Annotated in this window: 29 protein-coding genes, 1 riboswitch and 1 other annotated feature; of the genes, 12 read left to right on the top strand and 17 right to left on the bottom strand. The window is 42.5% G+C overall.

Annotation, left to right across the window (positions count from 1 at the left end; all coding sequences use genetic code 11):
* Window positions 1-26 precede the first annotated feature (26 nt).
* On the bottom strand, window positions 27-899 hold the full coding sequence (pheA, locus tag BUB66_RS02260; RefSeq protein ID WP_198409332.1) for a prephenate dehydratase: 873 nt from the start codon (window positions 897-899) through the stop codon (window positions 27-29).
* A 41-nt stretch (window positions 900-940) separates the two neighbouring features.
* Window positions 941-1,174: a binding site (T-box leader), on the bottom strand.
* Window positions 1,175-1,357: 183 nt separating this feature from the next.
* On the opposite strand from pheA, the gene BUB66_RS02255 reads away from it, so the two are divergent.
* From BUB66_RS02255 to hslO, 5 genes are all read left to right on the top strand, one after another.
* Window positions 1,358-2,299 (top strand): P1 family peptidase, encoded by a 942-nt coding sequence (locus BUB66_RS02255; RefSeq protein WP_073253994.1) that lies wholly within the window; start codon window positions 1,358-1,360, stop codon window positions 2,297-2,299.
* A 49-nt stretch (window positions 2,300-2,348) separates the two neighbouring features.
* A riboswitch (TPP riboswitch) is annotated at window positions 2,349-2,454 on the top strand.
* Window positions 2,455-2,523: 69 nt separating this feature from the next.
* The gene (gene thiD, locus BUB66_RS02250; protein ID WP_073253991.1) at window positions 2,524-3,327 is read left to right on the top strand and encodes a bifunctional hydroxymethylpyrimidine kinase/phosphomethylpyrimidine kinase; all 804 of its coding nucleotides are present in this window, start codon (window positions 2,524-2,526) and stop codon (window positions 3,325-3,327) included.
* A 30-nt stretch (window positions 3,328-3,357) separates the two neighbouring features.
* Window positions 3,358-3,987 carry a thiamine phosphate synthase gene (gene thiE / locus BUB66_RS02245; RefSeq protein ID WP_073253989.1) on the top strand — a complete coding sequence of 210 codons (630 nt, stop codon included), beginning with the start codon at window positions 3,358-3,360 and terminating at the stop codon, window positions 3,985-3,987.
* 19 nt (window positions 3,988-4,006) lie between these two features.
* On the top strand, window positions 4,007-4,789 hold the full coding sequence (locus tag BUB66_RS02240; RefSeq protein ID WP_073253986.1) for a sulfide-dependent adenosine diphosphate thiazole synthase: 783 nt from the start codon (window positions 4,007-4,009) through the stop codon (window positions 4,787-4,789).
* Window positions 4,790-4,884: 95 nt separating this feature from the next.
* Window positions 4,885-5,778: an Hsp33 family molecular chaperone HslO gene (gene hslO / locus BUB66_RS02235; protein ID WP_073253984.1), complete on the top strand. Its 894-nt coding sequence runs from the start codon at window positions 4,885-4,887 to the stop codon at window positions 5,776-5,778.
* 46 nt (window positions 5,779-5,824) lie between these two features.
* Here hslO and dapA read toward each other — a convergent pair whose 3' ends face one another.
* From dapA to BUB66_RS02195, 8 genes are all read right to left on the bottom strand, one after another.
* Complete coding sequence (dapA, locus tag BUB66_RS02230) at window positions 5,825-6,700, bottom strand: 4-hydroxy-tetrahydrodipicolinate synthase (protein WP_073253981.1); 876 nt, start codon at window positions 6,698-6,700, stop codon at window positions 5,825-5,827.
* 77 nt (window positions 6,701-6,777) lie between these two features.
* Window positions 6,778-7,485, bottom strand: coding sequence for a zinc metallopeptidase (locus BUB66_RS02225; RefSeq protein ID WP_073253978.1), 708 nt, complete (start codon window positions 7,483-7,485; stop codon window positions 6,778-6,780).
* Window positions 7,486-7,545: 60 nt separating this feature from the next.
* Entirely contained in the window at window positions 7,546-8,379 is an 834-nt protein-coding gene (locus BUB66_RS02220) for a PSP1 domain-containing protein (RefSeq protein WP_073253975.1), read from the bottom strand.
* 1 nt (window position 8,380) lies between these two features.
* The gene (locus BUB66_RS02215) at window positions 8,381-9,181 is read right to left on the bottom strand and encodes a DNA polymerase III subunit (protein ID WP_073253972.1); all 801 of its coding nucleotides are present in this window, start codon (window positions 9,179-9,181) and stop codon (window positions 8,381-8,383) included.
* Complete coding sequence (locus BUB66_RS02210) at window positions 9,174-9,575, bottom strand: YaaR family protein (RefSeq protein WP_073253970.1); 402 nt, start codon at window positions 9,573-9,575, stop codon at window positions 9,174-9,176. Before BUB66_RS02210 ends, BUB66_RS02215 begins: the two co-directional genes overlap by 8 nt.
* Before the next feature lie 47 nt (window positions 9,576-9,622).
* Window positions 9,623-9,946, bottom strand: a complete 324-nt coding sequence (locus tag BUB66_RS02205; protein ID WP_073253966.1) for a cyclic-di-AMP receptor — start codon at window positions 9,944-9,946, stop codon at window positions 9,623-9,625.
* Window positions 9,947-9,965: 19 nt separating this feature from the next.
* Entirely contained in the window at window positions 9,966-10,598 is a 633-nt protein-coding gene (gene tmk / locus BUB66_RS02200) for a dTMP kinase (RefSeq protein ID WP_073253963.1), read from the bottom strand.
* The gene (locus BUB66_RS02195; RefSeq protein WP_084098596.1) at window positions 10,591-12,069 is read right to left on the bottom strand and encodes an aminotransferase class I/II-fold pyridoxal phosphate-dependent enzyme; all 1,479 of its coding nucleotides are present in this window, start codon (window positions 12,067-12,069) and stop codon (window positions 10,591-10,593) included. Before BUB66_RS02195 ends, tmk begins: the two co-directional genes overlap by 8 nt.
* A 54-nt stretch (window positions 12,070-12,123) precedes the next feature.
* Between BUB66_RS02195 and BUB66_RS02190 the strand changes: the two genes are divergently transcribed.
* Window positions 12,124-12,375 (top strand): hypothetical protein, encoded by a 252-nt coding sequence (locus BUB66_RS02190; protein ID WP_084098593.1) that lies wholly within the window; start codon window positions 12,124-12,126, stop codon window positions 12,373-12,375.
* Here the strand turns inward: BUB66_RS02190 and gyrA are convergent.
* The 8 genes from gyrA to dnaA form a co-directional block, all read right to left on the bottom strand.
* Complete coding sequence (gene gyrA / locus BUB66_RS02185) at window positions 12,372-14,804, bottom strand: DNA gyrase subunit A (protein WP_073253960.1); 2,433 nt, start codon at window positions 14,802-14,804, stop codon at window positions 12,372-12,374. The genes BUB66_RS02190 and gyrA overlap by 4 nt on opposite strands.
* A 14-nt stretch (window positions 14,805-14,818) precedes the next feature.
* On the bottom strand, window positions 14,819-16,729 hold the full coding sequence (gyrB, locus tag BUB66_RS02180; RefSeq protein ID WP_073253957.1) for a DNA topoisomerase (ATP-hydrolyzing) subunit B: 1,911 nt from the start codon (window positions 16,727-16,729) through the stop codon (window positions 14,819-14,821).
* Between the two features lie 16 nt (window positions 16,730-16,745).
* Window positions 16,746-17,003: an extracellular matrix regulator RemB gene (gene remB, locus BUB66_RS02175; RefSeq protein WP_073253953.1), complete on the bottom strand. Its 258-nt coding sequence runs from the start codon at window positions 17,001-17,003 to the stop codon at window positions 16,746-16,748.
* On the bottom strand, window positions 16,963-17,475 hold the full coding sequence (locus tag BUB66_RS02170; RefSeq protein ID WP_073253950.1) for a DciA family protein: 513 nt from the start codon (window positions 17,473-17,475) through the stop codon (window positions 16,963-16,965). The genes remB and BUB66_RS02170 overlap by 41 nt, the downstream gene beginning before the upstream one ends.
* A gap of 1 nt (window position 17,476) precedes the next feature.
* Window positions 17,477-18,598: a DNA replication/repair protein RecF gene (gene recF / locus BUB66_RS02165; protein ID WP_084098590.1), complete on the bottom strand. Its 1,122-nt coding sequence runs from the start codon at window positions 18,596-18,598 to the stop codon at window positions 17,477-17,479.
* Window positions 18,591-18,809, bottom strand: coding sequence for an RNA-binding S4 domain-containing protein (locus BUB66_RS02160; protein WP_073253944.1), 219 nt, complete (start codon window positions 18,807-18,809; stop codon window positions 18,591-18,593). Before BUB66_RS02160 ends, recF begins: the two co-directional genes overlap by 8 nt.
* Window positions 18,809-19,915, bottom strand: a complete 1,107-nt coding sequence (gene dnaN, locus BUB66_RS02155) for a DNA polymerase III subunit beta (RefSeq protein WP_073253942.1) — start codon at window positions 19,913-19,915, stop codon at window positions 18,809-18,811. The genes BUB66_RS02160 and dnaN overlap by 1 nt, the downstream gene beginning before the upstream one ends.
* A gap of 248 nt (window positions 19,916-20,163) precedes the next feature.
* Entirely contained in the window at window positions 20,164-21,513 is a 1,350-nt protein-coding gene (gene dnaA / locus BUB66_RS02150) for a chromosomal replication initiator protein DnaA (protein WP_073253939.1), read from the bottom strand.
* Between the two features lie 150 nt (window positions 21,514-21,663).
* Between dnaA and rpmH the strand changes: the two genes are divergently transcribed.
* From rpmH to mnmE, 6 genes are read left to right on the top strand one after another with little or no spacing between them, the layout of a single operon-like run.
* Window positions 21,664-21,798, top strand: a complete 135-nt coding sequence (rpmH, locus tag BUB66_RS02145; RefSeq protein WP_073253936.1) for a 50S ribosomal protein L34 — start codon at window positions 21,664-21,666, stop codon at window positions 21,796-21,798.
* A gap of 55 nt (window positions 21,799-21,853) precedes the next feature.
* Window positions 21,854-22,204: a ribonuclease P protein component gene (gene rnpA, locus BUB66_RS02140; RefSeq protein ID WP_073253933.1), complete on the top strand. Its 351-nt coding sequence runs from the start codon at window positions 21,854-21,856 to the stop codon at window positions 22,202-22,204.
* Window positions 22,197-22,406, top strand: coding sequence for a membrane protein insertion efficiency factor YidD (gene yidD, locus BUB66_RS02135; RefSeq protein WP_188092865.1), 210 nt, complete (start codon window positions 22,197-22,199; stop codon window positions 22,404-22,406). The genes rnpA and yidD overlap by 8 nt, the downstream gene beginning before the upstream one ends.
* 32 nt (window positions 22,407-22,438) lie before the next feature.
* Window positions 22,439-23,068, top strand: coding sequence for a YidC/Oxa1 family membrane protein insertase (locus BUB66_RS02130; RefSeq protein WP_073253930.1), 630 nt, complete (start codon window positions 22,439-22,441; stop codon window positions 23,066-23,068).
* 1 nt (window position 23,069) lies between these two features.
* Window positions 23,070-23,702, top strand: a complete 633-nt coding sequence (gene jag / locus BUB66_RS02125; protein ID WP_073253928.1) for an RNA-binding cell elongation regulator Jag/EloR — start codon at window positions 23,070-23,072, stop codon at window positions 23,700-23,702.
* A gap of 35 nt (window positions 23,703-23,737) precedes the next feature.
* Entirely contained in the window at window positions 23,738-25,123 is a 1,386-nt protein-coding gene (gene mnmE, locus BUB66_RS02120; RefSeq protein WP_073253925.1) for a tRNA uridine-5-carboxymethylaminomethyl(34) synthesis GTPase MnmE, read from the top strand.
* Window positions 25,124-25,131: the final 8 nt, after the last annotated feature.

Raw genomic sequence — 25,131 nt, 5'->3', positions numbered from 1 at the left:
TCCGCTCATTTTTTTAATTTCAAGTCTTAGAGGTTCGGATCTTTTCTATCCCCCCCTGCGGGGGGATATCCCTCCTGCCACCGGGGATACGACCCTAGGATTTTAAAATAAGTCGTGTTATTTTGGACTTCCATCAGCACTTTTTTCAAGACTTCATCGTCGCGGTGTCCTTCAACTTCCAGTAAAAATACATACTCGCCTAGAGCCTTTCGGGAAGGCCTCGATTCTATTTTCGTCAGGTTTAAGTTTTCTCTCGCGAAAAATCCCAAGACTCTGTAAAGGCTACCCGGCTTGTTTTCCGTTGCAAAGACTACAGAAGTCCTATCAAAACCTGTTGGTAAACTGTCCTCATGGGATAAAATGATAAACCTCGTGACATTGTTCTTGTAATCTTGGATATTTTCAGCAACGATTAATAAGCCATATAGTTCTCCCAGGCGTCTATGCCCTACTGCCGCCCATGGCTTTTCAGACTTTGCCACTATCCTGGCAGCCTCGGCAGTGCTCTCCGTCTCCCTCCACAAAGCTTTCGGCAGCCTTTCATGCAAAAATCTGCGGCACTGATAAAGGGCCTGAGGATGGGAATAAACTATTTCTATTTCTTCCAAGGAAAAAGGCTTTTTTGCAAGTAAATTTTGATTTACTGGAAGCACAAGCTCTTTTTTGATCATCGCCATCGATTCATGGATTAATAGGTCTAAAGTTACGTTGACAGAACCTTCTATAGAGTTTTCAAAGGGCACTACCGCCTCGTCTATTTTCGTTCCGATAGAGTAAATCATTTCCGGAATTGAAGAAAATTCCAGTTTTTCATAATGCTCATTACCGCTGGTATATAAACACATAGCCTCTTCAGTGAAAGTTCCTGCAGGTCCCAGGTATCCAATCCTTATTGCCATGCTCTCACCTCTCGGAAAAATGATAAAAAAAAACCGCCCCTAAAAGGGGCGGGTTTTCCCGCGGTACCACCCTACTTGGTCTGCCGCTTTTATTTTGCGACAAACCCACTCTTCCCCTTTAACGAAGGGACACGGCTCAGCCTACTCGGCCCAATTTGCATTTGCCTTTCAGCCTGCGGCTCCGGAATGTACTTCACCGTAGCCCCAACCGGTTCGCACCTCCCACCGGCTCTCTTGATGGCAGATACGGCTACTCTTTCCCTCATTGCCTTTGACTTTTTTAGGAATTATAATATCATTTTTATTCACTGTCAATACCATATAGATATAATTTTTTTTAAATTAAACTCATCCAGAACTCAAAGAAGGAATGCCTCTTTACGGTGTCGAATTTTTAAAAAGGCAGTCTGTGGATAAATCTGTGGAAACTGTGTACATTCAATTAGGGGGAACAACTTATGTATGAGGGGAAAATTACCGATGTCCCGGGCATCGAAGTGGGACACGCTCAAGATTTTACAGCGAAGACCGGTTGCACGGTAATCTTAGCAAGAAAAAGTGCGGTTGGCGGTGTGGACGTCCGCGGCTCTGCCCCGGGGACCAGAGAGACCGACTTGTTAAGGCCAATGAATTTAGTAGAAAGAATCCACGCCGTAGCATTGTGCGGAGGTAGCGCCTTTGGGCTTTCTGCAGCTTGCGGAGTAATGAAATATCTCGAGGAACAGGGGATAGGCTTTGATACAGGAGTTGCCAAGGTCCCTATCGTAGCTGCTGCAGTGATTTTTGATTTGGCCTATGGAAATTCTCGCATCCGCCCTGATGAAAAAATGGGCTACGAAGCTTGTATTAACGCAAATAGCGGTATTATTGCTCAAGGAAGTGTCGGAGCTGGAACTGGCGCTACAGTCGGTAAAATATTGGGAATGAGAGGATGTATGAAGGCAGGAGTTGGTACTTCAAGCATAAAGCTTCCGGGAGGCATCGTCGTAGGTGCATTAGTGGTAGTCAATGCTTTTGGTGACGTTGTAGAACCCGGCACTGGAAAGATAATCGCAGGTGCCAGAAATCCCGAAACCGGTGAATTTGTCGACACTAAAAGGGTCTTGCTTCAAGGATACACTACAAAAGCTCCAATAGGTAACAATACAACTATCGGCGTTGTCGCTACGAACGCCTGTCTCAGCAAAGAGCAGGCCAATAAAGTGGCATCTTTAGCCCACAACGGCCTGGCTTTGACTATAAGTCCCGTCCATACGATGTTCGACGGCGATACCATTTTTGCGATGTCTACCGGGGACATCAAATCTGACGTTAACGTCATAGGGGTTGCCGCAGTTGAAGCGGTTTCCCGGGCTGTCGTAAACGCCATAATGAGCGCTCAAAAATTTCAGGATACATAATTATTTCTTAAAAATTATGTAGTATAATAATATCAAATGTCAAATCCAATAATACTGCTGGGGGAGCCTTCGGCTGAGAGGAGGCTAGGTTCTAGTCTCGACCCCTTGAACCTGCTCAGGGTAATGCCTGCGTAGGGAAGCAGTTCAGATTTTCCCATTCCGGGAGTAATCGATCTGCCCGCCTGCACAGGCGGGTAAATTTATTTTTAGGGGGGATTTGGAAAATGAAGCTTGCTCTCACCATTGCGGGTTCCGACTCGGGAGGTGGAGCCGGAATTCAGGCGGACCTCAAGACGTTCAGCGCCCACGGCGTATTCGGAATGAGCGTCATAACTTCTGTCACAGCCCAGAACACCAAAGCAGTAATTGGTGTCGAGGACATCTCGCCGGAAATGGTGTATTTGCAGATGAAGGCCGTTTTCGAAGACCTGCCGCCGGATACAGTAAAGATAGGCATGGTATCATCCGAAGCCATAATAAAAGCAATAGCAAAGGGACTTGATGAATTCAGGCCGGAAAAGGTCGTGCTAGACCCGGTCATGATTTCAAAAAGCGGCCATGCGCTTTTGAAACCGGACGCCATCGATGCCCTTAAAAAAGAGCTTATTATAAGATGCCTTGTGGTAACCCCAAATATCCTCGAAGCACAAGCACTTAGCGGAATAACCATAAAGAACGTGGATGACATGAAGAAAGCCGCAGAAAACATAATGTCCTACGGCTGCCGGGCAGTAATCGTAAAAGGCGGCCATCTGGAGGATGACGCCGTTGACGTGCTTTACGACGGAAATGAGTTCCATGAATTAAGGTCGGAAAAAATCCCGACGAAAAATACCCATGGCACCGGCTGTACCTTTTCTTCGGCCATTGCGGCAAACCTCGCTCTGGGACACGACCTTTTAACGTCGTTTAAACTGGCAAAAGAGTACATCACTTCGGCCATTAAACATTCCGTAAACATAGGCGGAGGCGCGGGTCCCGTCCATCACTTTTTCAATCTCTACCAAAAGGCGGGGCTGAACGTTTGAGATTTTCATTAACTACAAGGGGATGATTGCATGAAGATTGATTATTCTCTTTACGCCATAACCGAAAGGTCTTATATTGGCAAAAGAAATCTCGTTGATGCCGTGGAGGAAGCCATAAAAGCGGGTATTACGGTGCTTCAGCTCAGGGAAAAGGATATTACAAGCAGGGAATTTTATCATCTCGCCCTACAGCTTCGGGAACTCACAAAAGCCTACAGGATTCCGTTCATAATCAACGACCGGGTTGACATCGCTCTGGCCGTAGATGCCGACGGCGTGCACGTGGGGCAGGAAGACCTGCCTGCAGATGTGGTGAGGAAAATCATAGGGAAAGAAAAAATCTTGGGAGTCTCGGCCAAAACCATCGAAGAGGCTATAAAAGCAGAAAATGACGGAGCCGATTATCTGGGAGTTGGCGCTATCTTCCCATCTCCTACTAAACCATCTTCTGAGGCCATTGGCCTGGAGGGCCTCAAAAGAATAAAAAGTAACGTAAAAATTCCCGTAGTCGCCATTGGTGGAATTACTAAAGATAACGCCGGGGAAGTCATCGAGGCGGGAGCCGACGGCATCTCCTGCATATCTTCTATATTTTCAGGAGATATAACCGAAAACGTCAGGGCGTTGAAAAAAGTTGTTTATGATTTAAGAAAATGTTAAAAAAAGGAAGGTGGTTTTTATGAAATCTTTTTCCATTCCTGTCCCTGACACAAAGGTGAGCAGCCTCATCATGAAGCATTACTTCAAGGATCTGGAAGATGCAGTTAAATCCGATGTGATAGTAGCCGGCGCGGGGCCTTCTGGCCTTACCTGCGCCTGGACTTTGGCAGATCAGGGCTATAAGGTTACGGTCTTGGACAGGAGATTAGCGCCAGGAGGCGGGATATGGGGTGGCGCCATGAGTTTTAATAAAGTGGTGCTTCAGAAAGACGTGGAGTGGATATTAAAAGAAGCCGATGTTCCTTTTGTGGAAGACGAAGGGGCTCTGGTAGTCTCCGCGCCTCTTTTTGCCAGCAAGCTCATCGCCAAAGCTGCGGCACATCCTGGTATTAGGTTTTTCAATATGCTTACCGTGGTGGACCTTCACTCCAGCGGGGACAGGATTACCGGCGTGGTAGTAAACAATAGCGCCATAGAGATGGCCGGCCTTCACGTGGACCCCATGGTGCTCACCGCCAAGGCAGTACTAGATGCCACTGGTCATGATGCAGTGCTGGCCAACCTTTACAGCAGGAGAGCCGGCACGGGCCTTATCCGGGAATCCTTTATGAACGCTGAAAAAGGCGAGGAGGACGTGGTGGCCAATACGCGGATGTTGGCGCCGGGGCTTTTTGTGGCGGGGATGGCGGCCAACAACGTGGAGGGCGGCTGCCGCATGGGCCCGATTTTCGGTGGCATGTTGCTTTCCGGAAAGAAGGCCGCCCGCCTGATAATAAATTATTTAAGCGAAAACTCCAAATAGGTTTCATCTTTTAAAAGCTTGAAATGCAGTCGAGCCTCCAAAATGTGGTATAATACTTATAGCCACAACTCTTATGCAAAGGGAGGCAATAAATTTTGGTTGAGCTTATAGACTATGTAATAAGAGCCATAGACGAGGAGGCAGGGGTGCTGGCCTTTGCAGCCCGCACCACAGATCTGGTAGAGAGGGCAAGAAAAATCCACGGCTGCTCCCCTACTGCGACAGCAGCCTTAGGACGGTTGCTCACAGCGGCAGCAATGATGGGATTGATGTTAAAAGGCGAAAAAGACAATATCACGCTTCGCGTGGATGGCAGAGGCCCTGCAGGTGTTCTCTTTGCTTTTTCCGATTCTAATGGAAACGTAAAGGGCTACATCGCAAATCCCCTTGTTGACCTTCCTCTCAACGAAAAGGGAAAACTCGACGTGGGAGGCATCGTCGGAAGGCAGGGGACCCTTACCGTCATAAAAGACCTGGGACTGAAAGACCCTTACGTGGGGCAGGTACCTTTAGTATCCGGCGAAATTGCCGAAGACCTCACTTACTACTTTGCCAAATCCGAGCAAATTCCCTCTGCAGTAAGCCTTGGAGTCCTCGTGGATAAAGTGGGAAAGGTGAGGGCAGCAGGTGGTTTTATCGTCCAGCTTCTTCCTAACGCTGACGAAAGCACTGCCATTTCCATAGAAGAGAACATAAAAAAAATGAAATCCGTAAGTGAGCTCATAGATGAAAAAAAATCACCTGACGAATTGCTCGATTTAGTTCTCCCCGGTTTCAAATTGAAATCCCTCGCAAAAAGCCAGGTTAGTTACCACTGTTCCTGCTCCCGGAAAAAGCTCGAAACCGTAATAGTCAATTTAGGAAAAGAACAAGCCCAGGATATGTTAAAAGAAAATGGGAAAATAGAGCTTATATGCCAATACTGCAAGAAAAAATATGAGTTTTCAGAACAGGAAACGATGCAAATCCTGGAAAATGTTCACAAATAAATAGGCTGCTTCAAAAAGGCAGCCTATTTTAGTTTTTACTTACATTTCATAAAAGTCCAAGTTTGCTCAACGTTTTCTTTAAAATTTCTCTTGTCTTTTCATCGGCACCCACAAGAGGCGGCCTAAGGCCTCCAACTTTAAACCCAACCATGTTGAGGGCTTCTTTCACAGGTATTGGATTTGTTACTACAAACAGGGCCTTAAAGAGTTCGAAGAGTTCTAAGTGTATTTCGCGCGCTTTACCCACTTCGCCTTTCTCGAAGGCCTGTATCATTTCTTTTATTCTCTTTCCCACAAGGTGAGAAGCCACACTTACTACTCCCTTAGCCCCAATGGCCAACATTGGCAGGGTAAGACTATCATCTCCGCTGTAGACCCGAAGGTTAGGGGCAAGAGCCACTGTTTTGCTCGTCTTATCCAAATTTCCTGCCGCGTCCTTTACTGCCACTATGTTTTTAACTTCTGAAAGTCTTTTTAATGTTTCTGGTTCAATGGTAACAGATGTACGTCCCGGTACATCGTAGAGCATTACTGGAATGTCGACCGACTCTGCTATCATTTTAAAATGCCGGTAAAGACCTTCCTGGGTGGGCTTGTTGTAATAGGGGCTTACCAGCAGAAGGCCATCGACGCCTATTTCTTGAGCCTTAACGGAAAGTTCGATGCTGTGGCGGGTATCGTAAGAACCCGTCCCGGCTATAATTTTTGCCCTTCCCTGCGATACTTCTTTTGCAATTTTGTACAAATTTACCTTTTCTTCATCGCTAAGAGTGGGCGATTCTCCCGTGGTCCCTGTCACGACGAGGGCATCACTTCCATTTTCTATCAAGTAGTCCACCAGTTTTTCGAAAGCCCTATAGTCTACATTTAAGTCTTCATCAAAAGGCGTCACCATCGCGGTAATAACGCAGCCGAAATCCATAAAAATTCCCCCTTTAAAAACTCCTTTAGAATTAATTATATTAATAACATTTTAAAAAAATAAGGGGGGCAGAACCCCTACCTATCGTCCCTGTTGTAAATTCCAAACAATACGAGCAACCTTAAAAGTTGAAGGATGGCCATTAGGGTAGCAGCCACATAAGTGAGGGCTGCGGCGTCCAAGACTCTTTTAACCGGCTTTACTTCATCGTACGAGATTAACCCTGCGCTCTCTAACGCCGCTATCGCCCTGCTGCTAGCATTGTATTCCACTGGCAATGTGATTAGTTGAAATAAAACAGCGGCGCTAAAAAACAGTATACCCATTGTCGCAAGGAAATCTAAGTTAAAAAGAAGTCCTATGAAAAACAGCGGAAAGGCCATCTGCGAACCAATTCCTGCCAGAGGCACTATGGTGTTCCGCAAATTGAGCGGGACATAGCCCACATTGTGCTGTATTGCATGACCGCATTCATGTGCCGCAACGCCAAGCGCGGCAAGGGACCTGCCGCTGTACACTTCCGGTGAAAGCCTCAACACCTTGTTTCTAGGGTCGTAGTAGTCGCTTAGCCTTCCTCGAGTCATTTCTACTGTCACGTCGTATATTCCATTTGCCCTTAATAATTCCCTCGCCGCTTCCGCTCCTGTGAGGCCTATCCGAGCTGGGACCCGGAGATATCTTTCAAATGTAGTGGATACTTTGGCTTGGGCGTAGAAGGCGAGGATAAGGGCCGGTAATACTATAATCCATGTCGGATCGTAATAATACCATCCAAAGGGGAACATTAATCCCACCTCCTCTAAGCAGCATCCCTAAAACTATAATAACCCGCAAATTAAAACCTTTCAATCCCCTTTAAGCTCCACTTCTTCCATGGAAAATTCTTTCTCTTCTTCGCTTCCTGCAAGTTTTACCGTCGCTGTTTCTTTTTCCCTATCTATAGAGACAACTGTTCCTTCACCAAAAGGAGTTATCACCTTTAAACCTACTTTCAGTATTTCTTCTGCCTCCTTGCATTCATCGCAGCATTTTGTTTCTCCGCAGTAATTTTCATATTCGAACTTAAGACAACACATCAGCCTTCCGCACAGCCCCGAGATTTTACCGGGGTTCAACGAAAGGTTCTGCTGTTTTGCCATTTTTATAGACACTGGGTCGAATTCTCCTAAAAAAGTGTGGCAGCACACGATCCTGCCGCACGGGCCAAGACCTCCTATCATCTTTGCCTCGTCCCTTACCCCTATCTGCCTGAGCTCAATGCGGGTGCGGAAAATCGACGCCAAGTCCTTTACAAGTTCCCTGAAATCCACCCGGCCATCAGCCGTAAAATAAAAGATGAGCTTCGACCTGTCGAAGGTGTACTCCACATCTACCAGTTTCATCTCGAGGCCGTGTTCCTGGATCTTCTTTTCTGCTATTCGGGCTGCTTCTTTAGCTTTTGCTCGGTTTTCTTCCACCACATTCTCGTCTTCATCATTAGCTCTACGAATCACATCCTTAAGAGGTGAGATTATATCTTCTTCCTTGACTTCTTTAGGGCCTATAACCACTTCTCCAAACTCTATACCTCTTGAGGTTTCGACGATAACTTTGTCTCCCACCGAAAGTTCTAAATCTTTTGGGTTGAAATAATATATTTTCCCTGCCTTTTTGAATCTAACGCCTATTACCGTGACCATGCTACATCACCTCCTGCTCCTTCAACCCCATAAATAAATTATACCATGCAAGGGTTTCATTTCCTTTTGTCTTAACTGCTTCTATTTGTGAATATACGATTTCTATAGCTTTTACCAATGCCTGGGATGATAATTTTGCCTTTTCTTTTAATTCATCTAACAAATCCCGATTCTTTAAACTGGCCCTACTCTTAGTCTTAATCGCTAAAATATCTCTATACACCGAAGCTATAAATTCCATAATTTCATCGGCCTCTGCTTCAGCATCGGTTAATTTCTGAACGTATAAATTTATTTTCGAAAAATCAATTCCTCTTATGATTACTTCAAGCGCAATTTCTTTTACATCCTCAGGAATAGTCTTGCCTTCATTCATTCTAGAATAATCTAAAATTTGGCATCTAGAAACAACTGTGGGAAGCAGTGCCTTTAAATTCTGGGAAAGGAGCAGGAAGATTAGCGGCGTAGGAGGGTCTTCCAAAGTCTTCAAGAGGGCATTTTGAGCCTCGGGGGTCATTTTATCTGCTTCGTGAAACACGTAGACTTTCTTTTTCGCCTCTACAGGCGGCTGATGTGAGCTCATTATCACTTCCCTTATTTTTTCAACCTTTATGGAGAACCCATCGGGAAATACGTGAAAAAGATCGGGATGACATCCCGCCTCCATTCGGCGGCAGCAATTACATTCATCGCAATAGCGGAGAGCATTTTTGCAATTGACAGTTTTTGCGAGCTCCTTCGCTTTTTTTATCGTCTCTTTTTCAGGTCCTAGAAGAATATAAGCATGGAAAATTCTACGCATAAAGGTCCAGGAGCAGCCCTCTGATTTCATCTACTAAAGATAAAACTTTAAATACGTCGACATTCTTTGAAAACAAAAGCTCAGTAAGTTCTATGAGCTTTCCATCCACAATTTTTACAGTAGTTAGAACCTTTTGCTTCCCTTGACCGGAAAAAAGTCTTTCTTCTTTTAGCTTTAATCCCAACTCAAGACAATATTTGACGAAGCGTCCGACCATTTCCTTATATTTTTTCAGGTCAGCCAAGCTCATGGTTTTAACGAGTCTCTTTCCCTGCTCTTCTATCAATGATAACATGGAAGAAAGCTGCTCCTTTGAATACACCTCCTGAGCACTTTTCAAAAAGTCCTTGAAGCCGCCCACCGCTGAAGGCAGCTTTGAAGGAGAAAAATTCATCTCGGATAGGTCACCTTTTGATGTTAGACCCCGGACTCTTAAGGTATTCATATTTTCTCAAACCTTTCAACATTTAATACAAAAACCGTAGCTCCCCCTACCGTCACCTCTATAGGGTAAGGAGCCATGGTCTCTCCAGGAGATGCGGGAAATGGCGTTATTACATGTTTTCTTGAACGACATATTTTCTCAATTATTTTTATAACTTCGTCAAGCCTTTCTTCTTCCACACCCATGAGCAAAGTCGCATTACCTCGCTGCAAGAATCCGCCAGTGCTCGAAAGTTTAGTGACGCCAATATTGTTTCTGGTCAGTTCTGCAACAAGTTTAGGTGAATCGATATCCTGTACCACAGCCATTATGAGTTTCACGGGCACCACCCCCTTCGTTTCACTCAAGTATACCAGTTTTTTCTAGTTCCTCCACGATTTTTTCGAAAACTTCTTTAACCGAAAGCGATGCATCTATTACTTTTATCCTCTCAGGGAACATCTCCTTTACCTTCATATAACCTTCCCTTACCTTCTGGTGGAATTCCAAAGTCTCTCCTTCGAGTCTGTCCTTTCCACCGGTCAACCGCTTTAAGGATTCAGCCGGGTCTATGTCCAGCAATATAGTCAAGTCAGGCCAATAAGTTCCAATCACCCACTTATTGAGCTGAAGTATTCGGTTGATCCCTATCCCCCTAGCATATCCTTGATACGCCAGGCTTGAATCAACAAATCTGTCACAGATAACTATAAACCCTTCCTTGAGGGCCGGAATAACCATCTTCTCAAGAAGCTGAGCCCTACAAGCAGCGTATATCAAGGCTTCTGCACTGGAAACAGGACTACCCTCCGGGTCCAAAAGTATCTTCCTGAGTTGCTCCCCTAAAGCGGTACCTCCAGGTTCTCTCGTCGCGATAACCCTCTTTCCCTTGCTTTTAAGGAATTCCACCAGTTTCCCAGCCTGAGTTGTCTTTCCTGCCCCATCGGGGCCTTCAATGGTTATGAATTTTCCTTTTCTTACACTCCTACCCATCTTTCACCACCGCTAAAAATCCTTTTTTTATTCCAATGCAAGTTCCACCCGCTTTTATTATTTCATCGATAATCTCTATATGATGTTTTTGTATAACTTCTCCGGGACATAAAAGGGGAACACCAGGCGGATAAGGAATTATTGCATCCCTTGCTATTCTTCCCGCAGCGTCCTTAAGTCTTACCTTTTCTTCTGCAGAGAAGTAAGCTTCCTGTGGGCTCATGGCACTTTCTGGCACATCGGGAGTGAAAATAATTTGCTTTATTTTTTTTCTTCGAGCACCGAACCGTTTTAAAGCAGAGATCAAACTTACCACGTCCGAAGAAGTGTTTCCTCCAGTTAAAATAAAGTATACATTGCAATAATCGGCGTATTCGGCGTATATTTTGAACCTGGTCCTTAAAATTTTTTCCACGAAAAAACCCGTATAGCCAGCGCAAGAAACATTAACCATGAGCCGGGAAAGGTCTAAATCATTAACACCGCCCATCCCTTTTACCTCCCTGCCCACGCAGTAAAAAGGAGTCTCTTTATTTATCATTTTCCTAGCCCTTTCTGCAAGGTAGAGCCCTTTTTCCACCCATCTTTTTCCCATCTTTTCCATCACGGCTCTTGTCAAATCCAGGGACGCCATCAGGATATACGAAGGGCTGGTAGTTGTAATCAGCGCCAGATAAGACCTGATACGTTCCTCTTCAAGTTTTTCGCCCTTCAAATGGAGCCAGGCACTTTGGGTCAGGGAGCACAGAGTCTTGTGGGGGCTTTGGACCCATGCGTCCACATCGTGTTCTCCAGCAGTAGAAGGCAACTGGTCGCTGAAGGCAAGGTGAGCACCGTGCGCTTCATCCACTAGAATTTTCATTCCCAAAAGTCTTGCTTTTTTTATAATTTTAGGTAGGTTGGGACAAAATCCCTGGTAATTTGGATTTGTCAAAAAAACTGCCTTGGCATCGGCGTTAAGCTCGAAATTTTTTTTCCACTCTAAATCTGGTACTCCGACTGCTACGCCTAGATCTTCATTCACATCTGGTCTCAAGTATACAGGCTTTGCCCCTGAAAGAATAATTCCCATCAATGCGGATTTATGGCTGTCGCGGGGCAACAGGACCTTATCTCCTTTTTTTAAAGCAGCTCCTATCATTGCCATGACTCCTGACGATGCGCCGTTCACGAGGAAAAAAGATTTTTCTGCCCCGTACAGGCTTGAAAGTAACTCCTGGGACTTTTTTATCACCCCTAAAGGCTCGTGATAGTTGTCCATTCCCGGAATTTCCGTCACATCCCAGAGAAATAAATTCTCTTTCATTAAGTTCTCAAAATACTCGGGTAAGCCTTTTCCGCCTTTGTGGCCGGGCACGTGGAATCGAATGCCGTCTTTTTCAGAATAAGATATTAACTTTTCCAAAATAGGCGCTGAAAGTTTTTTTCTCATGGCTTCTTTTTCTAAATTCTTTTTAGAATATAATACCATAAATTTTTTATTCTGTAACGGGAAACCATAGTATTAAGAGGTGATTTTTATATTATGGAAATGGAATATAACTGCCCTTTGTGCAACGGCCTTATCACAATCAGTGAAAGATGTCCTGAATGCGGAAGCCTTATGGAAGACTGGGGAAGGGTCCAGGATTACCTAGACCCCTATCAACCTTACCTAGACATAAGTATCACGGCTTCTGAAGAGCGGCGTGATGAAAAAAAGTGCGTCCACCTGTATCTATGCCCTCGGTGCGGACGTGATACCAGGATTACCGTAAACCAGATACTAGGTCCCTAGTCCTTCTCGTTTTCCCTTATTACCGCCACTGCCGATATTATATCGTCTTTTTCCAACTTCATAAGGGTTACTCCGCGGGCATTTCGGCCCATTCTAGAAATGCCCGAAACTTCTAGTCTTATCATCATACCGGAAGCAGTGCATAAAATTACCTCATCTTTTTCCGAAACCACCCGGAGACCTACGAGCTTTCCTGTAGCATTACTTATCTTCTGAGTGATAATTCCCTTCCCTCCCCGTGACTGCAGCCTGTACTCTTCAATTCGAGTTCTCTTGCCGTACCCCTTTTCTGTTATCACCAAAACTTCATCGCCCAAAGATGTCACATCCATCGAGGCTACTTCGTCGCCTTCTTCCAGGGTTATGGCTTTTACTCCGCGAGCCGTTCGACCCGTGGGGCTCACATCGCTCACTGAAAACCTTATACTCATTCCGAGAGCAGTTCCCAGCACCAATTCGTCTTTTTCGCCCACTAGCTTGACTCCAATGAGTTCGTCTCCGGGATTCAAAGTAATGGCTATTATACCGGATTTGCGGGTATTTTCGTATTCCGAGAGAAGGGTCTTTTTTACCATCCCCTCGCGGGTGACCATGATTAAATATTTGTCCTGGGAGAAATCTTTTATAGGAATTACCGCATTTACCTTTTCCTGACTTTTTAACGGCAAAAGGTTTACGATAGCAGAACCCTTAGCTGTGCGCCCCGCTTCGGGTATCTCGTGGGCTTTTAATCGGTATACGTTGCCGTAATTTGTGAAAAACAAAACAACATGGTGCGTAGTAGCTACAAAAATTCTGTCTACGAAATCCTCTTCCCTGGTAGTTATTCCATTTACACCCTTTCCGCCACGTCTCTGGCTTTTATACGACGAAAGGGGCATTCTTTTTATATACCCAAAGTGTGTCATCGTAATAACTATGTCTTCTTCGGGTATCAAGTCTTCCTCATCAAAATCCTTTGATTCCGCAACAATCTTGGTTCTCCTCTCATCGCCGAAGCGTTCTTTTACCCTTATAAGCTCCTCTTTGATTATACCTAAGACAATTTTGTCGTCTCCTAAAACTTTCTTGTAGTACTCTATTTTCCCTAAAAGTTCCTTATACTCTTCTTCAATTTTTTGCCGCTCTAAGGCAGTAAGCCTCTGGAGCCTCATATCTAAAATGACCTGAGCCTGTTTTTCGGTAAGGCCAAATTTTTTCATCAGCCCTTCTTTCGCAGCAGGCACGTCCTTTGACTTTCTTATAAGTGCTATTACTTCATCCAGATGATTGAGAGCTATCTTTAGCCCTTCCAGGATATGCACCCTTTCCTCAGCCCGGGCAAGTTCAAATTTTGTTCTCCTTATCACCACATCCTTCTGGTGTTCCAGGTAATAATATATTAAATCTCTCAATGTGAGCACCTGGGGTCTATTATTCACAAGCGCTAGCATTATCGCACCGAATGTAACCTGCATTTGGGTATGCTTGAAGAGTTGATTTAATATGATTCGAGCGTTAGCATCTCTTTTTATTTCTATCACTATCCTTATGCCGTTCCTATCGCTCTCGTCCCGCAGGTCCGTTATCCCCTCGAGATGTTTTTCCCTGACGAGCTCCGCTATTTTCTCTATAAGGCGGGCTTTGTTTACCATGTACGGAATTTCGGTTACTACTATCCTCTGTTTCCCGCCTTCCATAGGCTCTATAGCTGCCTTTGCCCTGATTACTATAGAGCCTCGCCCCGTCGAGTACATTTCCTTAATGCCGTCCCTTCCCAAAATGATGCCGCCCGTTGGGAAGTCCGGGCCTTTTATTGCAGTCATGAGCTCAAGGGACGTCACGTCAGGGTTTTCTATCATCATTATTACTCCATCTATTACCTCTGAAAGGTTATGAGGAGGTATGTTTGTAGCCATACCCACCGCTATACCAGATGAGCCGTTCACCAAAAGGTTTGGAAAGCGGGACGGCAACACTGCCGGTTCCTTAAGTGTGTCGTCAAAATTAGGTACAAAATCAACTGTATCCTTGTCAAGGTCTGCCAGCATCTCTAAAGCTATTTTCGATAACCTGGCTTCAGTATACCTCATAGCCGCAGGAGGATCACCATCTATGGAGCCGAAGTTTCCATGACCATCGACTAGCGGATAACGAATAGAAAAGTCCTGGGCCAATCTCACCATTGCTTCATATATAGCCGCATCGCCGTGAGGATGGTATTTTCCCATTACATCTCCTACGATTGTAGCGGATTTTCTGTGGGGTTTATCGGGAGTTAGATTGAGCTCTCCCATAGCGTAGAGTATCCTTCGATGAATGGGTTTTAAACCGTCTCTCACGTCGGGCAGAGCCCTACCTACTATGACGCTCATGGCATAATCGATATAGGATTTTTTCATTTCATCTTCAATAGCAACAGGTAGCACCTTATTCGCCAATTCAGACATCTATAAGACCTCCGTTAAACATCGAGATTTCTTACTTCTGCCGCGTGTTCAAAGATAAATTGTCTCCTGGGTTCTACTTTTTCCCCCATTAGTATCGTAAAGATTTCATCTGCTTCTATTGCATCCTCTAAAGTAACCTTTAAAATTGTCCTGGTCTTGGGATTCATCGTGGTCTCCCAAAGCTGGTCAGGGTTCATCTCCCCAAGACCTTTGAATCTCTTGATATCGGCCTTTTCCCTGTCCTTGCCCAATTTTTCTAATATGGCTTTTAACTCTTCATCGCTGTAAGCATAATATACTTCTTTGCCTTTTTTTATCTGGTACAGGGGGGGTTGAGCTATATAAACCATACCTGCTTCAATCAAAGGTTTCATGTAACGGTAAAGGAAAGTAAGCAGCAAAGTCCTTATGTGCGCACCGTCAACATCAGCATCTGCCATAATAATCACCTTGTGATACCTAATTTTTTCGATGTCAAAGTCCTCACCGATCCCAGTGCCAAGGGCGGTTATCATTGCTCTTATCTCTTCATTACTAAGTATCTTGTCTAGTCTTGCTTTTTCAACATTCAATATCTTGCCCCTCAAGGGAAGTATAGCCTGAAACCTGGGGTCCCTTCCCTGCTTTGCAGAACCTCCGGCCGAATCTCCTTCCACTAGGTAAAGTTCGCAGAGCCTCGGGTCTTTTTCCCTGCAGTCCGCGAGTTTTCCGGGGAGTGAATTCCTATCGAGAGCATTTTTTCTTCTGACTAACTCTCTGGCCTTCCGCGCTGCTTCCCTGGCTCTCGCTGCGCTGATGGCTTTTTCTACGATGCTTCGCGCCACCGAGGGATTCTCCTCTAAAAATCTATCCAGTGATTCACCTACCACAGATTCCACTATTCCCCGCATTTCGCTATTTCCAAGCTTGGTCTTGGTCTGACCTTCAAACTGCGGATTGACCAATTTTACGCTGATGACCGCCGTCAGACCTTCCCTTACGTCTTCTCCTGAGAGGTTGGCATCCTGTTCTTTTAAAAGGTTCATCTTGCGCGCGTAGTCGTTGATTGCCCGAGTTAAGGCCGATTTAAAACCTATAAGGTGCGTTCCGCCTTCCTGGGTATTTATATTGTTGGCAAAACTGAGCACATTTTCCACGTATGAATCGTTATACTGCAATGCAACCTCTACTTGCCATACGTCTTTTTTTGAAGCTTCTATATAAATCGGCTCATCGTGAAGCACGTCCTTATTTCTGTTTAGATACTTTACGAAAGAAACGATGCCGCCTTCGTAGTGGAAAACTTGGTGTTTACCGCTCCTTAAGTCAACAAGTTCTATTTTTAGGCCCTTGTTTAAAAATGCCTGTTCCCGTAATCTTTGGGCTAAAACGTCGTAGTTAAAAGTAGTATCCTCAAAAATTTCATCGTCGGGCATGAATGTAATTTTTGTACCTGTTCCTTGTGCCTTTCCTAAATCTTTTACATCGGTCACCGGCTTTCCCCGTTCATAACGCTGATAGTACTTGAAGCCATCCCTTTTTACTTCTACCTCAAGCCATTTCGAAAGGGCGTTGACAACAGAAACACCTACTCCATGAAGACCGCCTGAGACTTTATATCCTCCGGTCCCGAATTTACCCCCAGCGTGAAGCATCGTAAGAGCTACTTCCAGTGCGGGTTTTCCTACTTTAGGGTGGATTTTAACGGGGATGCCGCGCCCATCGTCTTCCACCGTCACCGAACCGTCTTTATTTATCGTCACCGTTATGTTTTTACAAAATCCTGCAAGCGCCTCATCTATGCTGTTGTCCACTAACTCGTAAACTAGATGGTGAAGGCCCTTGCTGTCGGTAGAGCCGATGTACATGCCGGGCCTCAATCTTACGTGCTCCAATCCTTCGAGCACTTCTATTTTTGTTTCATCGTACACAATGTTCTTATCCAATCTGACTACCTCCAACTTAGAAGCATTCATCACTTAGACTTTTGAGAAAATGGGACCTCTTAAAAAGAGTAGTGGAAGAAATGGGCGAGAAATATATTTTTTTGTCCGTAACCACTAACGATTTTCCCTCTTCTTCCCCTGGCACTATAAATCCTTCTTCTTTGGCAATTTGCAAAAAATCCTTGGTATCCCTAGAAAGAGTACACTCCCTGTCTAAAATCATGATTATATCCTTAGTTCTGACTACTGTATTCTTGCCTATGTGCAGGAACACGAATTTCACCTCTTTTCAATTTAAACTCTAAGTCCTTTATACAAAGTTCTATAAATTTATTCCGAAGCTTTTCATCCTGTATGCCCGCTGCAATATTATAAAACATCTGCTTATTTTTGTCAGGTATATCCATCTTAACATCATCAGTAAAATTCTTTTCGCTATCGCTTTTTAAGTTATTTTCAGAAAATAAAACTATCTGAAATCTTATATCTCTTACTAAAGGAGTTGTTAAAAATGAATTTATTTTTTCTATAATTTCTGGCTTCAAAAACAAGAGTTGATGTGCCCAGGCAGAATTTTTTACACCTATAAATAAGGTGTCTCCTCGAAAAAAAACAGGTTTTGAAACTCTCGATATCTTTTCACCCACTATATCTTCATACATCGCGAATATCAGGGCTTCATTCAGTTTCCGCCCCATGTCGCCCTTTTTCAATACGTTCCACAGTATTTTTTTTACATTATCCACACTAAAACCACCTTCCCAAGGTGCCTGCCTCAATTCTGAATACCGAACCCTTTTTTAAGATATCATCTGGAATAGCAGAAATGTCGGAGGTAGTGACAAATACCTGCCATTCTTTATTCTCTTCTAAAATCCACTTCCTGCGGTATTTATCAAGTTCCGAAAGCGCATCGTCCAAAAGGAGTATTGGCGAAATACCAGTAACCTCAAAAAACATGCGCATTTCTGCAAATTTTATACTAAGACACAACGTCCTTTGTTCTCCCTGGGAGCCGAAATATCTCAAATCTCTGCCGCCTAACAAAAATTGTAAATCATCCCTGTGGGGACCAACCTGGGTAAAACCACTTTCTAAGTCATGTGGCAATGATTTTCTCAAGGCTAAGGCATAAGCTTCGCGGAAAGAATCCGGCAAAATTTTTTCCGTAAAACAAGTGTTTTCGTAATTTAGTTCGAGCTGTCGCTCATCCCTGGAAAAATAAAGATAATATTTTTTAACCCAGGGATATAGTTTTTCTAAAAAATCCATCCTGGTTTTTAATATTGCAGTGCCTAATTCAGAAATCTGTTCATCCCAGACCTCCAAAGCCGAGATTAGAGTCCTATTGTGCTTTAATTGTTTTAAAAGGATATTTCTCTGGAAAAGCGCGCGGTTATATTCTGCAAGGTATCGCCCGTATTTGGGTCTCAAGCGGCTTATTATAAGGTCGAGAAACCTCCTTCTTTCTGACGGCTTGCCCTTAACCAGGCTGAGGTCGTCAGGAGAAAAAAATACGGCGTGGATTTGCCAAAAAAGTTCTGAAAAACGCTTTTTTTCAACGCCGCATTCCCGAACTTTTTTCTTATCTCCTAGGTTTAGCCATATTTCCCTGTCTACCGAGCCAAAAAAAGTAGAGAAAACTCCTTTTAAATAAGCCTTTTCTTCTTCAAAGAAAATGAGATGCTGTTCCTTGTTCGTCCTTACGGGCTTCAAATTACAAAGAAAATATATAGCTTCCAAAAGGTTGGTCTTTCCCTGCGCATTATCACCAAAAAAGATGTTCAAGCCTTTTGAAAAGTCCGCTTCGAGCTCTTTAAAATTTCGAAAGTTAAATAGCCTAATTTTCTCAAGGTGCAAATTATTCACTCCCGCCCTTTACAAGAAAGGTCTGGCCTTGAAACTCCACCACATCTCCCGGATGAAGTTTTCTTGACCTCTTCGTCTCAACCTGTCCATTCACTTTAACAAGTCCCTGTTTTATTATAAGTTTTGCCTGTCCCCCAGTCAAAACGATGCCTGACCATTTCAAAAACTGGTCGAGGTTTATTGTTTCAGTTCTTATGGGGACCTCCTTCACTAACCATCACTCCTTAGCCTTACGGGAAGGATGAAATTTACGTGATTATCAACACCCAACGGTCTTATAACACAGGGTCCAACTTCTCCAGCAAACTTCATTTCTATTTCTGGTTTTTCAACAGACCTCAAGGCCTCTATAAAGAAACGGGCGTTAAAGGCTACAAGAAGCTCCTCCCCTGACGTATCACAGTCGATTTTTTCGTAAACACTACCTATTTCCGACTCGGTGCTTATTTTTATAGAGTTACTTTCTATGTTAAATTTTATAAGATTGTTTTTACTGCCTTCCTTTGCAACAACAAAAGCCCGCTCGATACTAGAAAGTAGCAAATCGGTGTTCGCCACCACCGTAACTTTTGGTTCAATTTCCACTACCTGTTCATAATCTATAAATTTTCCCTCCAGAAGCCTACTGGATATGGATATATTTTTTGTGTAAAATACTGCCTTGTTGCTTCCGGTATGTATTTCGATAAAATCTTCTCCCGCTGAAATTGCTCTTGTAAGTTCCAGAAGAGCCCTACCTGGTACAACTATACTGAATTCACTTCCCTCTATCTCTTCCCACCGCCAAGCTATCCTAAATCCATCTAGAGCAACGACATGAAATTTTCCGTTTTTCAACTCTAAAAGTTCGCCAGTTAATACCGGCCTTGCTATTGAATCTTCAGCCCTTGCATATATCGTCTGTCTTATCATATTTTTAAGAACTTCTTTTGGAAGTTTGATCAAGGGGCTGGTCTGATTAGGAACTGCTTCTGGAAAATCGTCGCTTTCCAAGGTTGGAATGGTGAGGTAAAAATCTCCCGACTCGACGCGGACTTGCCCTCCGTCCTGCTTAAATAAAACCTGGCCTTTTGGCAACTTCCTGAGGATTTCAGAAAGGGCCTTAGTAGATATTACGATATCTCCTTCTTCCATAATTTGCGCAGGCACTCTGTATTCTATACCCATCTCAAGGTCGGTAGCGGAAAGTTCAAGTGTGCTTCCATAAGCTGAGAATTTGATGCCGGATAAGATAGGAATTGTGGTTTTTCCGGCAGTAAATCTCTCGGCAACTAAAATACCCGAAAGAAGATCGTCCTTATCTATTAAAAATTCCATCTCAAAAAACCTCCGTTTAAGAGAAATAAACTGGAACTTGGTGTACAGAATTAGGAGTAGTAGTAGTAAGCATTGTGGATATGTGGATAAATAATGTGAATAATTCTACTTGTAGATTTTTTTATGTGGATAACCTGTTGGAAACGGTGGTTATTTTATCCACTCAGTGCACATAATAAAATTGTGCTTATAATTTATCCACACGTTTCCACATGTTATTAATATAATTATCAATAAATTTTTCCACATCATCCACTTAAGATTTTCTTTTTTAAGTTTTCGATTAACGATGCAAACTGAGGGTCTTTCTGGATATCTTTTGATATTTTTTCGCAGGCGTGTATTACTGTTGTATGATCTCTTCCGCCAAATTCTTCTCCTATTTTCGGTAGCGAAAAATCAGTCAATTCCCGGCACAAGAACATTGCCACTTGTCTTGCATAGGCAATCTCTTTCGTCCTCTTTTTTGATTTGAAGTCATCTATTTTAACAGAAAAGTAGTTACCAACAACTTGTAGTATATCCAATACAGAAACCGTTTTAGGCTTGCTGTTGGGCAGAATATCTTTCAAAACGTGTTCAGCCAGTGCAAGGTCTATGGGTTTGTTGGTAAGAGAAGAAAAGGCAACTATGCGAATCAATGCGCCTTCTAATTCTCTGATATTGGTCTCAATTTTAGTGGCAATAAAATTTATGACTTCATCTGGGACTGTAAGATTTTCCATCATAGCTTTTTTCCTGAGAATTGCGATCCTAGTCTCAAAGTCTGGAGGCTGAATATCAGTTATAAGCCCCCATTCGAATCGAGAGCGGAGTCGTTCTTCTAAAGTTGGAATCTCTTTAGGTGGCCGGTCGCTGGATATTATTATTTGTTTATTTGCCTCGTATAGAGCGTTAAAGGTATGGAAAAATTCCTCTTGAGTCCTTTCTTTGCCGGCTATGAATTGAATATCGTCTATCAAGAGCACGTCGATATTCCTGTATTTATTTCTGAATTCTACATTTTTATCGTCGCGAATGGAGTTAATAAGTTCGTTGGTAAATTTTTCTGATGATACGTACATAACCTTGCTAGAGGGATTGTGCTCTAAAATATAATGACCTATGGCGTGCATGAGGTGAGTTTTACCGAGACCTACTCCTCCGTATATAAAAAGGGGATTATATGCTTTAGCTGGAGCCTGGGCTACAGCTAAAGAGGCGGCGTGAGCAAAACGGTTGCTGTTTCCGACGACGAAAGTGTCGAATGTGTACTTGGAATTCAGGTTACAATGGATTTCTTCGTTGTAACTCTTAGTATCTTTTTCTATGGTATCAACAGTAGAGGCCTGCTCGGAGATTGAAGAACTATCAATTTTAAAGAAAATACTGACATTATGGTTTAAGATTGAACTTAATATGTCCTTAAGGAGGTTTGAGTACCTTTTCTCGAGGATTTCCTTAAGAAAATCGTTGGGAACCTCTACTATGGCGATGTCGTCTTCAATTCCAACGAGCTTTGTGGGTTTCAAGAAAGTATTGAATGAAACATCGTTATTAAGTTCGCTGCTGAGTACCTTAAGTACCTGCTGCCAAAGGTCGGAAAGATTGTGGGTCATATAAAAACCTCCTTAAAAGAAAAAAGAACTAGAAGCTAATAAAATGATAACAAAATACGACATTACATTCAATAAGAAACATATTTTCTTGACAATTATTAATATTATCGGCTATAATCTACTTAGTTTTCAGCCTGAGGGGGTGAAGAGATGAAACAGACGTACCAGCCAAACAGAAGACACAGGAAAAAAGTTCACGGTTTTAGAAAGAGAATGAGCACAAAGAGTGGAAGGAACGTTATAAAAAGAAGAAGATTAAAAGGAAGGAAGAGGTTAACAGCTTAGGGGCCGCATAAAAGAAAAAGCGGCCTTATTACAGATTTTCGGAGGAAACGGGAATTTGGAAAAACGCTTAAGATTAACAAAAAATTTCGAATTTATATCAGTATACAAAAAGGGAAGGCGTGCTGGATGCCCTCTTTTTACCATGTACGCAAAAGAAAACGATCTAGGATATACGAGATTAGGTGTGTCAGTAAGTAAAAAGATAGGTAGAAGTGTAGCAAGAAACAAGGTAAAAAGAAGGATAAAAGAAGCCTTCAGGACAAGTTACGATAGTATAAAAAAGGGTTTCGATGTTGTGATTTCGGTGAAGGAAGATGTAAAAAAAGCGGACTACAAAGAAATAAAAGGGCAGATGATAGTTTTATTAAAAAAATTAAACCTCTGGGCTGGGAACGAAAATGATTAAAAAAATAGTCATATATTTAATAGTAATTTATCAAAAAACAATATCACCTTTGAAGCCAAGAAGCTGTAGATTTTATCCTTCTTGTTCTGAATATGCGAAGCTTTCTATCGAAAAATACGGATTGCTGGCGGGAGGAATGAAGGCTTTAAAGCGAATAATTAAATGCCACCCCTTCCATCCCGGCGGTTACGATCCGGTTTAAAAAATATTTAATTTAAAAGGGGGAGCGCATTGATGGAATTTTTGCAAAATATAATGAAACAGATGCTGGATTTTATATTCGTTTATACAAAGAACTACGGAATTGCAATAATAGTGCTTACGGCTTTGATAAAGCTGATTTTGTTGCCATTTAGCTTTCAGCAATTTAATTCAATTAAAAAAATGCAAGAAATAGCTCCATTGCAGAAAAAAATTCAAGAAAAGTATAAAAACGATAAAGAAAAACTAAACAAAGAATTGATGAAGCTTTATCAAGAACATAAAGTAAATCCGATGGGTGGATGTTTGCCTTTGCTCATACAATTTCCGTTTATTATTGCATTATTTAGATTATTGCAAACGTATAATTTCGGGAATGCAGGCTTTCTGTGGATTAAGAACCTTGGAATGCCTGACTCTACATTTATTTTGCCGATCCTTGCAGGGTTTACAACTTACGTATCTTCAAAAGTAGGAATGGTGCAGACTCCCGATAGCCAGCAAGGAACGATGAATATAGTCATGTCAATTTTTATAGGATGGATGGCAACCAAATTCCCTTCGGGCCTTGCATTATACTGGGTTGTGAGCAATTTATTACAGATTTTACAGCAGGTGTTAATAATGCGCTCCCCAGCCTCTGCGAAGGAGGAGGCAAGATGATATGAAAACCGTGGAAAAAGTGGGAAGAACGGTAGAGGAAGCGCTAGATTTGGCATTAAAAGAACTAAAAGCAAAAAAGGAAGATGTGAAAGTAGAAGTTTTAGACGAAGGAAGTAGGGGACTATTCGGTTTGCTTTCGAGAATGGCTAGAGTAAGGGTAACTTTAAGGAAAAAACCGGAAGAAAGGGCACAAGAATTTTTAAAAGGACTTTTTGATATTCTAAAGATAACACCTGAAATTAATTTAGTATACGAGGAAGATGGTATGTGCAAAATAGAATTGAAAGGGAAGAATATGGGTATTATTATAGGCAAGCGAGGTGCTACTCTTAATGCGCTGCAGTTTTTAACAACACTTGTGGCAAATAAAGAAAGCAGTGAATACAAAAAGATTGTGCTGGATGTAGAAGGATACAGAAGTAAAAGAGAGAAAATATTAAAGGAATTGGCGTTGAAAGTGGCAAAAAAGGTTAAGGAAACAAAAAAGAGTATAGCACTGGAACCTATGCCCCCTTCTGAGAGAAAGATTATTCACAGCACGCTCCAAAATGACAGTCGTGTGAAGACACACAGTGAAGGAGAAGAACCTTACCGGCGGGTTATAATTTCGCTAAAGAATCCTCCTGTCAAGTGACAGGAGGATAAATTGTAGTAGGGGGAGAAAATTTCATGGATTATGAAAGGGATACTATTGCTGCCATATCTACACCATTAGGTGAAGGCGGAATTGGGATAATAAGAATAAGTGGAGATGATTCTTTTAATATAGCGGACAGGATATTCGTTCCAAGGAAAATAAAACCCTGTGATATGGAGCCAAGGAAAATGTACTTGGGAGATATTATTGACCCAGAAACTAAAGAGACCATTGACGAAGTACTTATTGTCAAATACAAGGCACCTTATACTTATACAAGGGAAGATATGGTAGAAATAAACAGCCATGGGGGGTTTACTGTACAAAATAGGATTCTAGAAATAGTTTTATCTTGCGGAGCTAGAATGGCAAGACCAGGAGAATTTACAAAGAGGGCTTTTTTAAACGGGAGAATAGACCTTTCCCAGGCTGAGGCGGTAATTGATGTTATTCGCGCTAAAACTGAAAGGTCGTTGAAAATTGCACAGGAACAGCTGCGAGGAGGATTATCAGAAAAGATACGTGAAATGAGACATAATTTAATAAGAATACTTGCGCATATTGAGGCTAGTATAGATTTTCCGGAAGATGATATACCTTGTTTTGACTCAGAAACAATTGCAGGTGAAATAAAAAAATTAAAGGAGGAAATGGAAAAAATTTTAAATAAATCGAAAGCAGGAAAGATTGTGAGAGAAGGATTGTCAACTGTCATTTTAGGAAGGCCTAATGTGGGCAAATCTTCGCTTTTAAATTCTCTATTGAAGGAAAAAAGAGCGATAGTTACAGACATTCCAGGCACGACGAGAGACGTAATAGAAGAATATATAAACATAAAAGGAATACCGATAAAAATTATAGATACTGCGGGTATAAGGGAGGCAACAGATGAGGTTGAAAAAATAGGAGTACGAAAGGCGTTGGAATCCCTTGAAAAAGCCGAACTCGTTATCTTGATGTTTGATGCGTCCGATGAATTAAAAAAAGAAGATATAGATATTGCCGAACTTGTAAAAGAAAAATATGTGATATTAGTTATAAACAAGATTGACCTACCTGAAAAGATAGACTTAGAGAAATTAGAAAAAATTTTTCCAGGAAAGAATATAATAAAGATTTCCGCGCTTAAAGAAGAGGGTATTGAAGAGTTAAAAGAGGCCATATACCAAGCAGTGACGAAAAATATAGGTTCTTTGGAGGAAGGGATTTTAATAACGCGAGCAAGACACAGCCAGGCAATAAGAAAAGCAGTCGAGGCTTTAGAAAGAGGAGAAAAGGCTTTAGAAGAATCTATTCCAATGGAAGTTGTTGCAATGGAAGTAAGGGAAGCTCTGGAATTTTTAGGAGAAATTACGGGAGACAACGTAAACGAAGATGTTATAAAAGCAATATTTGAAAATTTTTGCATTGGAAAATGAGGGTGATG

This window comes from Caldanaerovirga acetigignens, from assembly GCF_900142995.1.
GTDB classification, from domain to species: Bacteria; Bacillota; Thermosediminibacteria; order Thermosediminibacterales; family Thermosediminibacteraceae; genus Fervidicola; species Fervidicola acetigignens.
This window is presented reverse-complemented; position numbering and strand designations above follow the sequence as displayed.